General features: G+C 67.9%; 14 protein-coding genes. 9 read left to right on the top strand and 5 right to left on the bottom strand.

Annotated features, from left to right (window positions below):
- Positions 1-37: 37 nt before the first annotated feature.
- Complete coding sequence (locus AQZ52_RS06255) at positions 38-487, top strand: hypothetical protein (RefSeq protein WP_240481468.1); 450 nt, start codon at positions 38-40, stop codon at positions 485-487.
- Between the two features lie 77 nt (positions 488-564).
- On the opposite strand, the gene AQZ52_RS06250 is transcribed toward AQZ52_RS06255, so the two are convergent.
- Both AQZ52_RS06250 and AQZ52_RS06245 read right to left on the bottom strand, forming a co-directional pair.
- The gene (locus AQZ52_RS06250; protein WP_240481467.1) at positions 565-2,559 is read right to left on the bottom strand and encodes an NAD(P)-binding protein; all 1,995 of its coding nucleotides are present in this window, start codon (positions 2,557-2,559) and stop codon (positions 565-567) included.
- 132 nt (positions 2,560-2,691) lie between these two features.
- Positions 2,692-3,297 carry a J domain-containing protein gene (locus AQZ52_RS06245; protein ID WP_082697592.1) on the bottom strand — a complete coding sequence of 202 codons (606 nt, stop codon included), beginning with the start codon at positions 3,295-3,297 and terminating at the stop codon, positions 2,692-2,694.
- Positions 3,298-3,338: 41 nt separating this feature from the next.
- Between AQZ52_RS06245 and AQZ52_RS06240 the strand changes: the two genes are divergently transcribed.
- The 5 genes from AQZ52_RS06240 to AQZ52_RS06220 are packed head-to-tail and all read left to right on the top strand — an operon-like array spanning position 3,339 to position 6,735.
- Positions 3,339-3,611 carry a BolA family protein gene (locus tag AQZ52_RS06240; RefSeq protein ID WP_205626416.1) on the top strand — a complete coding sequence of 91 codons (273 nt, stop codon included), beginning with the start codon at positions 3,339-3,341 and terminating at the stop codon, positions 3,609-3,611.
- Positions 3,604-4,056: an NUDIX hydrolase gene (locus AQZ52_RS06235; RefSeq protein ID WP_067909552.1), complete on the top strand. Its 453-nt coding sequence runs from the start codon at positions 3,604-3,606 to the stop codon at positions 4,054-4,056. Before AQZ52_RS06240 ends, AQZ52_RS06235 begins: the two co-directional genes overlap by 8 nt.
- Positions 4,057-4,061: 5 nt before the next feature.
- Positions 4,062-4,967 carry a pirin family protein gene (locus tag AQZ52_RS06230; protein WP_067907360.1) on the top strand — a complete coding sequence of 302 codons (906 nt, stop codon included), beginning with the start codon at positions 4,062-4,064 and terminating at the stop codon, positions 4,965-4,967.
- Between the two features lie 26 nt (positions 4,968-4,993).
- Positions 4,994-5,845 (top strand): SDR family NAD(P)-dependent oxidoreductase, encoded by an 852-nt coding sequence (locus tag AQZ52_RS06225; protein ID WP_067907357.1) that lies wholly within the window; start codon positions 4,994-4,996, stop codon positions 5,843-5,845.
- Positions 5,842-6,735: an alpha/beta fold hydrolase gene (locus AQZ52_RS06220; protein ID WP_067907355.1), complete on the top strand. Its 894-nt coding sequence runs from the start codon at positions 5,842-5,844 to the stop codon at positions 6,733-6,735. Before AQZ52_RS06225 ends, AQZ52_RS06220 begins: the two co-directional genes overlap by 4 nt.
- A gap of 134 nt (positions 6,736-6,869) precedes the next feature.
- Here AQZ52_RS06220 and AQZ52_RS06215 read toward each other — a convergent pair whose 3' ends face one another.
- From AQZ52_RS06215 to AQZ52_RS06205, 3 genes are all read right to left on the bottom strand, one after another.
- The gene (locus AQZ52_RS06215) at positions 6,870-7,361 is read right to left on the bottom strand and encodes a GNAT family N-acetyltransferase (protein WP_067907352.1); all 492 of its coding nucleotides are present in this window, start codon (positions 7,359-7,361) and stop codon (positions 6,870-6,872) included.
- A 2-nt stretch (positions 7,362-7,363) separates the two neighbouring features.
- Positions 7,364-8,035 carry an HD domain-containing protein gene (locus tag AQZ52_RS06210; protein ID WP_067907348.1) on the bottom strand — a complete coding sequence of 224 codons (672 nt, stop codon included), beginning with the start codon at positions 8,033-8,035 and terminating at the stop codon, positions 7,364-7,366.
- Positions 8,036-8,110: 75 nt separating this feature from the next.
- Positions 8,111-9,151 (bottom strand): DUF2332 domain-containing protein, encoded by a 1,041-nt coding sequence (locus tag AQZ52_RS06205; RefSeq protein WP_240481466.1) that lies wholly within the window; start codon positions 9,149-9,151, stop codon positions 8,111-8,113.
- 54 nt (positions 9,152-9,205) lie between these two features.
- On the opposite strand from AQZ52_RS06205, the gene hisG reads away from it, so the two are divergent.
- Genes hisG through nusB form a run of 3 tightly spaced genes read left to right on the top strand, consistent with a single transcriptional unit; the run spans position 9,206 to position 11,612 of the window.
- Positions 9,206-9,877, top strand: coding sequence for an ATP phosphoribosyltransferase (gene hisG, locus AQZ52_RS06200; RefSeq protein ID WP_067907342.1), 672 nt, complete (start codon positions 9,206-9,208; stop codon positions 9,875-9,877).
- Positions 9,877-11,163 (top strand): histidinol dehydrogenase, encoded by a 1,287-nt coding sequence (gene hisD / locus AQZ52_RS06195; RefSeq protein ID WP_067907339.1) that lies wholly within the window; start codon positions 9,877-9,879, stop codon positions 11,161-11,163. The genes hisG and hisD overlap by 1 nt, the downstream gene beginning before the upstream one ends.
- Positions 11,160-11,612, top strand: coding sequence for a transcription antitermination factor NusB (nusB, locus tag AQZ52_RS06190; protein WP_067907336.1), 453 nt, complete (start codon positions 11,160-11,162; stop codon positions 11,610-11,612). The genes hisD and nusB overlap by 4 nt, the downstream gene beginning before the upstream one ends.
- Positions 11,613-11,648: the final 36 nt, after the last annotated feature.

Raw genomic sequence — 11,648 nt, 5'->3', positions numbered from 1 at the left:
GTGCGAGGCCTCTTTTTTTGTGCTTCAAGGACTGACCATGGCCGCGCATCCGATCCGAATGTTTGCCGATGATGCGGCGGTGCGCCATGTGGGCGAGGGCCTCCTCGCGCGCAGCCTGCCCAAGGCGGAGTGGACGCACGAGGCCCATCTCGCCGCGTGTCTCTGGCTGCTGCGCGAACGGCCGGACTTCGTGCCCGAGCGCGACATGCCAGGCACGATCAGCGCCTACAATCAGTCGGTTGGCACCGAGAATACGGACAGTGGCGGCTATCACGAAACGTTGACCCAGCTCTATATCAAAGGCGCGCGCGCCTTTGCTGGGACCCTGCCTGAAGGGACCTCGCTGGTCGGCGCCGTCAACGCGCTGCTGGAAAGCGAGATCGGCGACCGAAGCTGGCCGCTGTGCTTCTATTCGAAGGAACGCCTGTTCAGCGTGGAAGCCCGGCGCATGTGGATCGAGCCGGATCTGGCGGCCATCGCGGACTGAGGGACCTACCAGCCGGTTTGCCGTCACCCCGAACTTGTTTCAGGGTGACACGTATTGACATGCGGCGGAGTGGCAGCTCACGCCGTCCGCCGCGGTACGAACGGATAGGTCCGCCGCTCGATCACTTCCTGCACCGCCCGGTGGGCTTCCTGGATCGCGGCATCGGTGTGCGGGCTGGCCGCCGCATCGCTGTTGGCGATACTGACAAGACCGAAGGGCTGTCGGCCGATCACGCAGGGGCGGTTGGGGCTCTCGCTGTAGACCCACTCGACCGGATCGTAGATCGAGTTGTAGGTATAGGCATAGCCGTGGCCCCAGCGGTTGACGGTGATCCCGGCAATGTCGCGCGCCGCGTCGAAGCCTGCGCCGCCCAACATGCGCTGCAATTGCCGCCGCGTTTCACGCTCGAAAGTGTCGAAGCTCATCGCGAGGAGTTCGGCGCGGCCGACCCGGTGCTGGTCGCGGCGCGGCAGGCCAGGCTTGTTCATGTATTTGACGAGGTGGAGCACCACCGGCTCGTCCGGACTCTGCGGGTGCTTCAAGTCCCCGAGGCTGACGGCTTCGGTAAGGCCGACTTCCTGATGGAACATCGTCGGGCAGTGGAAGTTGGCCGCGCCCAGCTTCACGAAGGGCCGCCAGTTCGTCACGGCGACGCTGGTGTAGACCATCGGGCCCTTCACCCCATAGGCCAGCGCTTCTTTCTGCGCGGCGGGCAGTTCGGGCATCAGGTAGGGGATCGCCATGTTCCAGCAGGCCATGATCACGGCACGCCCGCGCACCGCGACGAGCCTGCCCGCCTTGGCATAGTGCACCGCGACTTCGCCCGCGCTGGCCGGATCGCCCTTGTGCGCCACATTGAGGACCACGCTTGACAGGCGGATTCGGGTGGACGCGCCGGGCCGGTCGAGCGCGGCGTAGTCGATCACCGCGGTGCCCATGTCTTCCTGCGTGCGGCCTGCGGTCGCCTCGGGCACCAGTCTGGAAACCAGCAGCCGCGCCAGCGTGGCGTTGCCATCGGGGAAGTGGATCGACTTGTCGCCCTCGCGCTGGCGGCCGTGCTGCCCGCCGGGGAGATCGGCGAAGAGATCGGCGGGCACGTCGCCCAGGTTCATGCCGGAAAAGCCGGGATAGCCCTGCACCCAGGCGAACAGCGCCGGCACCGCATCGCCACCGACGCAGAAGCTCGCCTTGCCGATATCCTGGAACAGCCAGTAAACTTGGGAATCGACGCCCACTTTTTCCGTAAGGAACGCCTTGTAGGAATGGCGCGCGAGCCAGTCCTTCTTCGCCGCCTGATCAAGGCCCGGGAGATAATCTGGCTGGGTATTGGCCAGAAGCCGCGCAAGATCGGCGCGCGCCTTTGGCGAGAGCGGGGCGTTGGCCAGCTTGTCGAGCTCGATCGGCCCGCCGCGCCAGCTGCCGCCCATCGCCAGCACCACATCCTTGCCGCCAAACGTCTCGGCATCGAAGACCATGCCGTGTCCCATGCCCAGCGACTTGTAGAGCCCGGCGTTGATCGTGTTGTCCCGCTCGTAGCGCGCGATATCCACGCCGATATCGTCGAGCAGCACGCGCGACCACTTGTCGTAGCGCGAGGGGCTTTCGATGTTGAGCGTGCCGCCGTTGCAGAGGAGCAGCTTGCCGTTCACGCGGAATTCGTTGCGCTTGGCATGGCCGCCGAAATCGTCGTGATTGTCGAGCACCAGCACCTTGGCACCCGGCCCCACGCGCTTGTGGAAGAAGTGCGCGGCGGAAAGGCCCGAAAGCCCGCCACCGACCACGATCAGGTCATAGACCTCCCCGCTGTCCTCGGCGTCCGCGAGCTTCAGCGTCCCGTCGCGCAGCATGTGCGCCGCCTCGAACGTGCCGGCATGCGAGCCGCGCATGCCCTGCCGCGCAGGCGGATAGGGATTGGGGTCGATCTCGGGCGTGACCACCGCCTGAGCGCGCCCGGCAGCCGCCAAAGCCTCGGCCGGGAGCCCGCCCGCCAGCGCGCTGGCGGCAACCCCGTTCACGAAATCGCGCCGGCTGATTGCCCGATCCATACCCAGTTGCAGGTCTTCGCGTTCCATGGCTCGTGCCCCCAATATCCGATTGCGCAGCTTTGCGCCGGACGGGGGACTTGTCCAGCGTCAGGCCCCAATTCAGGCCCCAATTCAGGCCCCAATTCAGGCCCAAGTTCAGACCCAGTATCAGGCCCAGTATCAGGCGTTGAAGGCGGGCGCCTTGCGCAGCAGGTTGTAGGCGTCGATCACCGCCTGGAGGCGGCCTTCGTAGGCGCGGTCGCCGCCGTTCCTGTCCGGGTGGAAGCGGCGGAGCAGCTCGGAATAGCGCGTGCGCAGCGCCTTCCGATCGGCATCGAAGCCGAGGCCCATGACATCGTAGGCCTTGCGCTCCTCAGGCCCGATGCCCCGCCGCGCCGCTTCCTGCCGGTGGAGCGCATCCTCGCGCCGTGCCCGGGCGCGCTGTGCGATGGCATCGAGCGGATCGGCGAAATCGTTCCAGCGCGGGGCCTGATCGATCCCGGCAGTCGGGCGGAAGGCGCGGGTTTCCGCCGCCCATCCGGCGAGCGGAGACTGTGCCGCCATGATTTCCTCGGGCGTCATCCCGGCAAAGAAATCATAGCCGGCATTGAACGCGCGCACGTGCTCAAGGCACATCCAGCGGTAATCGCCCGGCCCGTCGAAACCCGGCGCACGCGCACCGGGCGCACGAAATTCGCCCGGCTCGTTGCAGCCCGGTGCGGCGCAGACCTGCCCGGTACCCTGCACCCGGCCATGAAAGCGGCTATGGTTGTTGGCCTGTCTCATTCGGCTTTTCACATGGCAATGGATGGGCCAAGATGGAAGCCATGACCGGACCCCTTGCCCAAGAAATCACCCAGCTCCTCACCGCGGCGTTCGCCCCCGAACAGCTTGCCGTGATCAACGACAGTGCCAGCCACAGCGGCCATATGGGCGATGACGGATCGGGCGAATCGCACTTCACCGTGGAGATCACGAGCGCCGCGTTCGCCGGCGTTTCGCGTGTGATGCGCCAGCGCATGGTCAATCAGGCGCTGGGTGACATTCCGGGACAGCGTGTCCACGCGCTGGCGATCAAGGCGCGTGCGCCCGGTGAATGATGCACCGCGCCGCGTCCGCAGGGCCGCGCGCATCCTGCTGCTGGACGAGCACGATCATCTGCTGCTGATCCGCTTCGCCCCGCCCACGCGCCGCGCCTTCTGGTGCGGGGTGGGCGGCGAGTGCGATCCGGGCGAGGATTTCCACGCAGCGGCCGTGCGCGAACTGTTCGAGGAAACCGGGCTTCGCGTGGAAAGCTGCGGGCCGGAGATTGCGCGCCGCACCGATGACTTCATCACGCTGGAAGGCGAACCGGTCACCTCCGACGAGCGCTTCTTCCGCGTGCGCACGGCCCGTTTCACGCCCGATCCCGCCGGACACACCGCGCTCGAGCGCGCGCTGATCAAGGAATTCCGCTGGTTTGCCGCCACCGAACTGGCAGACTGGCACGAGCCGGTGTTTCCGGTGAACATCGTCGAACTGATGCAAGCGGAGGCGGCGCGATGAGTGAAATGGCAGAGCGGCCCGTAACCCAGACGCTGACCCCGGTGACGCACGACCTCGGCGCCTTTCAGGTGCGGCGCGTGCTGCCCGCGCGCGAACGCACGATGGTCGGCCCGTTCATCTTCGTCGACCAGTTCGGCCCCGCCGTGCTGCCGGCGGGCACCGCGATGGACGTGCGGCCCCACCCGCATATCAACATTGCCACCGTCACCTGGCTGTTCGGCGGCAAGTATGCGGGCGCGATCGATCACCGTGACAGCCTCGGCACGTTTGCCACGATCCGCCCCGGACAGGTCAACCTGATGACGGCGGGGCGCGGCATCGTCCATTCGGAGCGCGGCCCGGCGGAAGAGCGCGCGGCAGGCCCGAGGCTTTACGGCATGCAGACCTGGCTGGCGCTGCCCGACGGACGCGAGGATATCGACCCCGCGTTCGAGCAGCAGGCGGACCTGCCCGTGATCGATGATGGCCGGGTGCGCGCGCACGTCATCATGGGCACCTTGTGGGGGCAAACTGCCCCGACAACGCAGCACAGCCACACGATCTATGCCGAAATCATGCTGCAGGCAGGTGGCGTGATCCCCATCGATGCCAGCGCCGACGAGCGCGCGGTGATGCTGGTGGGCGGCGATGCGGCCATCGGCGGCGCGGCGCTGGAGCCCTATGCGCTGGCTGTGCTGGCACCGGGCGCGGCGCTCTCGCTGACCTCGGAAGGCGGCGGGCGCGTGATGCTGCTCGGCGGCGAGGCCTTCACCACCCAGCGCCACGTGTGGTGGAACTTCGTGAGCTCCAGCTGCGAGCGGATACGCGAGGCCAAGCGCGATTGGGACGAAGGGCGCTTTCCCAAAGTGCCGGGGGACGAGGACGACTTCATCCCCTTACCTAAGGTGCCCAACACGCGCGCCAATCTTTAGACCAGAACACAAGAGGGAGAGACTGCATGGCATTTGCCGGAGAGGTGGCATGGATCACCGGGGCATCATCGGGAATCGGCGCCGCTGTGGCCCGCGCGCTGGCGGCCGAGGGCGCGCATGTGATCCTTTCGGGCCGCAACGCCGAAGCACTGGCCGAAGTTGCGGCAGACTGCGCGAAGGGCAATGCCACGGCCTTTATCCTGCCGTTCGAGGCGACGGACCATCCGGCCGGCCTGGCCGCGGCGGAGCAGGCCTGGGCCTGGGCGGTGGAGCGCAGCGGCGGGATCGACATCCTGTTCAACAACGCCGGCATTTCGCAACGCAGCCTCGCGGTCGATACCGACTATGCCGTCTATGAGCGGATCATCGCGGTCGATCTCCTCGCCCCGATCGCGCTGACGCAGGCGCTGGTGGGGCGCATGGTGGCGCGCGGCAAGGGCCGCATCGCGATGGTCTCCAGCGTGGCGGGCAAAGTCGGCGTGCCGCTGCGCACGGCCTACAGCGCCGCCAAGTTCGGCCTGATCGGTTATGCCGATGCGCTGCGCACCGAAGTGACCGGCGAGGGATTGCAGGTCCACGTCATCGCGCCGGGTTCGGTGCGCACCAATGTCTCGCGCAATGCGCTCAATGCCGATGGCAGCCGCCGCGGAGTGAGCGACAAGGGCATCGACGGGGGCATGGACCCCGAGGTTGCCGCGGCGCAGATGCTGGCGGAAATGGCAGCAGGCAAGCGCGAGATCATCGTCGCGACCGGGTTCGAGCAGATGATCGGCGAAGCCTGCCGCACGCCCGAGGAAATCTTCGACCGGATGGCGAAAATGGTCGCCGATGGCTACGCCACCAAGATGGAAAGCCCCAAGGCGGAGACCGCCGAATGAGCCTGGACCTGACCCGCGTCACGCTTGCCAACGGGATCGAGCTCGATGTGGTGGACGTGGGCCCGCGCGATGCGCCGGCGCTCATGTTCCTCCACGGCTTTCCCGAATCGCACCGCACCTGGCGCCACCAGATCGCGCACCTTTCAGGCCGCTTCCGCTGCATCGCGCCGGACCAGCGCGGCTATCGCGGTTCGTCGAAACCCGACGGCGCAGAGAACTACACGCCGGACAAGCTGATCGGCGACATTTTCCTCCTCGCCGATGCGCTCGGCGTCGGCCAGTTCACCGTGCTGGGGCACGACTGGGGCGGCGCGATTGCCTGGGGCGTGGCGCTACTGGGACAGGGCACGCGGGTGACGCGCGCGGTCGTCGCCAATGCTCCGCATCCGGGCATCTTCCAGAAGCTGCTTTATCTTGATCCGGTGCAGCGCGGCGCGAGCCAGTACATGCGCGCCTTCCGCGATACCGCGAACGATGCGCTGGTGCGCGAGCACGGCCTCGGCGCGCTGCTGATGCAGGCGCTGGACTGGGGCGACCGCGCGCCGGTGATGGAAGAGGACGAGCGCGCGGCGCTGCTTCAGGACTGGTCGAACGGCGACAGCGCGATCGCCATGCTCAACTGGTACCGCGCGAGCCCGATGGATGTGCCGACCATGGACGCGCCCTTCGTACTGCCCGAAGGCTACACCCCGCCCCCGCTGCCGCCGCTGATGATCCCGACGCTGGTGATCTGGGCGATGGACGACATGGCCCTGCCGCCCGCCAATCTGGAAGGTCTGGGCGACATGATCCCGAACCTCACGCTGGTGCAAGTGCCCGATTGCGGCCACTTCGTGCCGTGGGAAGCGCCGGACAAGGTCAACGCCGCGCTGGATGCGTTCTTGGGCTGAGCGCACCGCCCCCCCCCCGGACACCCGCCTCGTCATTGCGAGGAGCGCAGCGACGAAGCAATCCAGAGCGTTTGTGCTCTGACACTCTGGATTGCTTCGCTTCGCTCGCAATGACGAAAAGGGGGATGGTGAAGCTAGCCCAGCTCCAGCCGATAGAAGTGCGTGTCCACCGCCATGCGCGGGAAGCCCTCCGGGAGGTCCTCGGGCGCGACCGGCACGAAACCGTTCTTCTCGTAGAAGCGGATCGCAGCGTGCAGCCGCTCGATGGTGCCGAGCGTGACCCCGACGATGCCCTCGGCGCGCGCGTGGTCTACCAGTAGTTCGAGCAGCCGCGCCGCAACCCCATGCTCGCGCCCGCGCACGTCCGCCGCGACGAACATCTTGCGCAGCGCGCCTTCGTTCGCGCCGTAACTGATCAGGCCAATGGTGCCGACAATGCGGCCCGCAAGCTCCGCCACCCAGAAACCGCCGCCTCCGGACTGGTAGACCTCGGCCACTGCGCTGAGGTCCGGCTGATCCGCGGCGGTAACGGGCACGGCAAATTCGCCCTGCTGGATGCTGACGATATGCGCGATGACGGCGTCTTCATCGGCCTTGGCGTAGGAGCGATAAATGATGTCAGGCACAGTCAGAGCGTCTTGTACCCGTCCGTCTCCGCCGCCAGCGTCTCCATCCACTTGGCGAGCAGGTCGCGCTTGGCGGGCATCAGCGCCTTGCCGGCCGGCGAAAGCACCCGCGCGGGCACATCGCGCAGATTTTCCTTGAGCATGGGGAGAACGCCGGGGCCATCGGGCTGGCCGCCATTGGGATCGGCCAGCGCCATGATCCGCGCCGCGCCGATCGCGCCGAGCCAATCGAGCGCATCGGCATCGTGGAGGTAGAGCGATTCGGGGACCGTCGGCATGCGGTAGTACATATGCTCGCGGATCGCGGCCTGCACCTTCGGCAGCTTCGCCATCGGGAAGCCGGTGGGGGCAAGGATTTCGCCGACGACATCCGCCGCGACATCCGAGTGATCGAGGTCCGGTTTCTCGTAAGGCTTGAACGCCGCGATATCGTGCAGATAGGCAGCCGCGAACAGCACGTCGTCGTCAAGCGCCACCCTGTCCGTCGCGGCCATCGCCTTGGCCAGTGCATAGTCCCGGTCCGAATGCGAGGTGCCCCAGGCGGGGTGCTTGCAATGCTCGATGTTGAACGCGCGGACCTTGCCGCGCCAATCAAGCGGCGGGGAATCGGCGAGCGCGGCGGCCGGGATGGCAACGAGGGCAAGCGCAGCAAGCAGCAGGTTCATCGGGCGCATAGGCGGGGCTTTCGAGGCGAATTCAAGGGGAGCCTAGCACGGGCGGCGGCGGGCGCAATCGGTCCCTTCGGCCCATCAAGTCGCCCCGTGCCACGCGACCCATGCGCCGTGGGCGTGCGCCTCGCCCAGCCGCACCGGCTCGCCGCCGCCGGGCCAGTGGCGCACCGTCAGCTCATGCCGGAAGGTTTCGCGGTTGGTCTCCAGCATGATCCACGCGAGGCGCTGGCCTGCCTCGCCCGCGCTGGTGATCGCACGCGTGATCCGCGCGCGGGTTTCCGGTGGCAGATATTGCCAGACGATCGAGTGGTAGAACACGCGCGTCGTCCCCGCCTCCAGCGGCGCGGCAAGGCGCTGGTCTACCCAGTCGCCCGCGTCCATCTGCACGAGGTCGGGCGCATGCTCGATCGCGAGCCGGATCGCCGCGTCGATCCGCGCCATGCGCTCGGTCACCTCCGCCCAGACATAGCTCTTGAGGCGCAGCGCCTGCGCGGGATCGGCGAGATTGACGGGCGCGCGATCGCAGCCCTGAATGGAGGTGATCTCCACCGGCGCGAGGACCGGCGCAGGTCCGCGCCATTCGGGCCTGATCTGCATGGGAGAGCCCTGCGGGCCGACCGCAGTGCCGCCCAGATCGTAGCGATAGCGCTCCATCATCGTGTTGACACCCGCGCTGGCGCCCAGTTCGTTCAGCTCGAAGCGCGGCCCCAGTCGGGGGGAAAGCCAGAGCAGCGCGGCCATGATCGAGGCGGAGCGGCCGGCCTCATTGGTCTGCGGCGGGCCATCGAGCCAGGGCAGCAGGGCGCCGTCGTATCGGCGCGTGAGGTCCACGATCAGCGCATCCACCTCTACCTGATCGGTCACGTCCCCGCGATAAACGGCGGAAACGCGCGTATCGGCGCCGGTCAGCACGAGATGGTGGAAGCCCCCCGCCAGCCGCAGCGGCAGGGCGTCTTCCAGCGGAATGCCGGGCCAGTTGGCCACGCGCCGCCCGGTCTCGGTCTCGCCGCCAAGCAAGGCAAGCTGCGCGCGCACAACCCGCGCGGTGCAGGGCGCGCCATTGTTTGCGGCATGGTCCGCCTGCCATGCAATGGCCGCCGCGACGTCCCTGCCTTCCATGACCCGTTCCATACGGTTGCCCTTTCCGGCCCTTTGCCATAGGGGCGGCGGACCATGTCTGCCCCCGCTCCCATCGTTTTCGCCCTGCCCAAGGGCCGCATCCTCGACGAGGCGCTGCCGCTGCTGGCCGATGCCGGTGTGGTGCCCGAGGCTGACTTCTTCGACAAGGCCTCGCGCAAGCTGAGCTTCGCCACCAGCCGCGCCGACATGACGATCATCCGCGTGCGCGCGTTCGATGTGGCGACGTTCGTCGCCCACGGCGCGGCGCAGGCCGGGATCGTCGGGTCGGACGTGATCGACGAGTTCGACTACGCCGACCTCTACGCGCCGGTCGATCTCGATATCGGGCACTGCCGCCTTTCGGTGGCCGAACCTGCCACAGCGGTCGAAAGTGGCGCAACTGCGCGCGAAAGCCACGCCCGCGTCGCGACCAAGTATCCCAGCCTCACCCGCCGCCATTTCGAAAAGCTCGGCGTCGCCGCCGAAGTGGTGAAGCTCAATGGCGCGATGGAGCTTGCCCCCTCGCTCGGGCTTGCCAGCCGGATCGTCGATCTCGTCTCTTCGGGCCGCACGCTCAAGGACAACGGCCTGGTCGAGACCAGCCGCATCATGCCCGTCTCGGCGCGCCTCATCGTCAACCGTGCCGCGCTCAAGACCGATCCGGCGCGGATGGGCGCGCTGATCGATGCCTTCCGTGATCTCGTCGCACGCCGGAAAGCCGCCTGATGCAGCGCCTCCACAGCCGTGACGCGGGCTTTGCCCAGGCCTTTGCCGCCGTGGTCAGTGACCGGCGCGAAAGCGATGCCGACGTGGCGCGCGATGTGTCAGCCATCCTCGCCGACGTGCGCGCGCGCGGCGATGCGGCGCTCGCAGACTACACCGCGAAGTTCGATGGCCACGCGCTGGGAGACGACTGGCGCATCCCGGCGGAGACCTGCCGCGAAGCCTTCGACGCGCTCGATCCGACCTTGCGCGCCGCGCTCGAGCTCGCGGCGGAGCGCATCCGCGCCTACCATGAGGCGCAGCTTCCCGAAGACCGCGACTATATCGATGCGGCGGGCGTCCGCCTCGGCGCGAAGTGGCGCGCGGTGGATGGCGCCGGGCTCTATGTTCCCGGCGGGCGCGCGGCCTATCCCTCCTCGCTGCTGATGAACGCGATCCCCGCCAAGGTTGCGGGCGTGGGCCGGCTGGTGGTGACGACGCCGACCCCCAAGGGCGCAATCAATCCGCTGGTTCTCGCCGCCGCGCACCTTGCCGGCGTCGACGAAGTCTGGCGCGTGGGCGGGGCGCAGGCGATTGCCGCGCTCGCCTATGGCACCGGGCGGATCGCGCCGGTCGACGTGATCACCGGCCCCGGCAATGCCTGGGTCGCCGAAGCCAAGCGCCAGCTCTACGGCGTGGTCGGCATCGACATGGTGGCGGGGCCGTCCGAGATTCTCGTGATCGCCGATGGCCAGAACGATCCGCAATGGATCGCTGCCGACCTGCTCAGCCAGGCCGAGCACGATCCTGCCGCGCAGGCGATCCTGATCACCGACGATGGTGCCTTTGCTGATGCGGTGGCCGCTGCGGTCGAGGCCGAGATCGCGCTGCTCCCCACCGCAGCCGTGGCCCGCGCGAGCTGGGACGCGCACGGGGTGATCATCGTGGTCGATACGCTGGACGAGGCCCCCGCGCTCGCGAATGCGCTGGCGGCGGAACACGTCGAGATCGCGACGGACGATCCCGAAGCACTGTTTGCCGGCATCCGCCACGCCGGCTCGGTGTTCCTCGGCCGCCATACGCCCGAGGCCATCGGCGATTATGTCGCGGGGCCCAACCACGTGCTCCCCACCGGACGCCGCGCGCGCTTTGCCTCCGGGCTTTCGGTGCTCGACTTCATGAAGCGCACCAGCTTCCTCAGCGTCAGCGAAGCCTCGCTCGGCGCAGTGGGCCCCGCTGCCGTGGCGCTGGCCGAAGCAGAAGGCCTTGCCGCCCACGCGCGCTCCATCGAACTGAGGCTTGGCATATGACCCGCTCGAAGGCCCCCAATCGCTCGGCCGCACGGCTCGCCGCCGTGCAGGCGCTCTACCAGCTGGAGATGGAAAAGCCCCAGCTGCACCTGCTGCTCGACGAGTTTCACATGCACCGCCTCGGCGCGGAGATCGAGGACGACCAGTACCTCGAGGCCGATGTCGCGTTTTTCGACGATGTCGTGCGCGGCGTCGCGGCGCGGCGCGACGAGATCGACGGCGTCCTGTCCGCCCGCCTCGCCGATGGCTGGTCGATCGCACGGCTCGACCGCACCATGCTCCAGATCCTGCGCGCCGGTGCCTATGAACTCATGGCCCGCGCCGATATCAGCGTCGGCACCGTGATCGGCGAATATCTCGACGTCGCCCACGCCTTCTTCGACGCGCGCGAGACGAAGTTCGTCAACGGCCTGCTCGATGCGGTCGCGAAGGACGTGCGGAAGGGCTGAATTCCGCTTCCCATCCCGACCCCGCTCACCCTGAGC

It is taken from the genome of Novosphingobium fuchskuhlense (assembly GCF_001519075.1).
Classification (GTDB): Bacteria; Pseudomonadota; Alphaproteobacteria; order Sphingomonadales; family Sphingomonadaceae; genus Novosphingobium; species Novosphingobium fuchskuhlense.
This window is presented reverse-complemented; position numbering and strand designations above follow the sequence as displayed.

What these genes read in the sequence shown, in the direction of transcription:
- AQZ52_RS06230 (WP_067907360.1), top strand. Translation starts at nt 4,062, where the DNA reads ATGGCAGAGCGGCCCGTAACCCAGACGCTGACCCCGGTGACGCACGAC.
- AQZ52_RS06225 (WP_067907357.1), top strand. Translation starts at nt 4,994, where the DNA reads ATGGCATTTGCCGGAGAGGTGGCATGGATCACCGGGGCATCATCGGGA.
- AQZ52_RS06205 (WP_240481466.1), bottom strand. Translation starts at nt 9,151, where the DNA reads ATGGAAGGCAGGGACGTCGCGGCGGCCATTGCATGGCAGGCGGACCAT.
- hisD (WP_067907339.1), top strand. Translation starts at nt 9,877, where the DNA reads ATGCAGCGCCTCCACAGCCGTGACGCGGGCTTTGCCCAGGCCTTTGCC.
- AQZ52_RS06255 (WP_240481468.1), top strand. Translation starts at nt 38, where the DNA reads ATGGCCGCGCATCCGATCCGAATGTTTGCCGATGATGCGGCGGTGCGC.
- AQZ52_RS06245 (WP_082697592.1), bottom strand. Translation starts at nt 3,297, where the DNA reads ATGAGACAGGCCAACAACCATAGCCGCTTTCATGGCCGGGTGCAGGGT.
- nusB (WP_067907336.1), top strand. Translation starts at nt 11,160, where the DNA reads ATGACCCGCTCGAAGGCCCCCAATCGCTCGGCCGCACGGCTCGCCGCC.
- AQZ52_RS06240 (WP_205626416.1), top strand. Translation starts at nt 3,339, where the DNA reads ATGACCGGACCCCTTGCCCAAGAAATCACCCAGCTCCTCACCGCGGCG.
- AQZ52_RS06250 (WP_240481467.1), bottom strand. Translation starts at nt 2,559, where the DNA reads ATGGAACGCGAAGACCTGCAACTGGGTATGGATCGGGCAATCAGCCGG.
- hisG (WP_067907342.1), top strand. Translation starts at nt 9,206, where the DNA reads ATGTCTGCCCCCGCTCCCATCGTTTTCGCCCTGCCCAAGGGCCGCATC.
- AQZ52_RS06220 (WP_067907355.1), top strand. Translation starts at nt 5,842, where the DNA reads ATGAGCCTGGACCTGACCCGCGTCACGCTTGCCAACGGGATCGAGCTC.
- AQZ52_RS06210 (WP_067907348.1), bottom strand. Translation starts at nt 8,035, where the DNA reads ATGCGCCCGATGAACCTGCTGCTTGCTGCGCTTGCCCTCGTTGCCATC.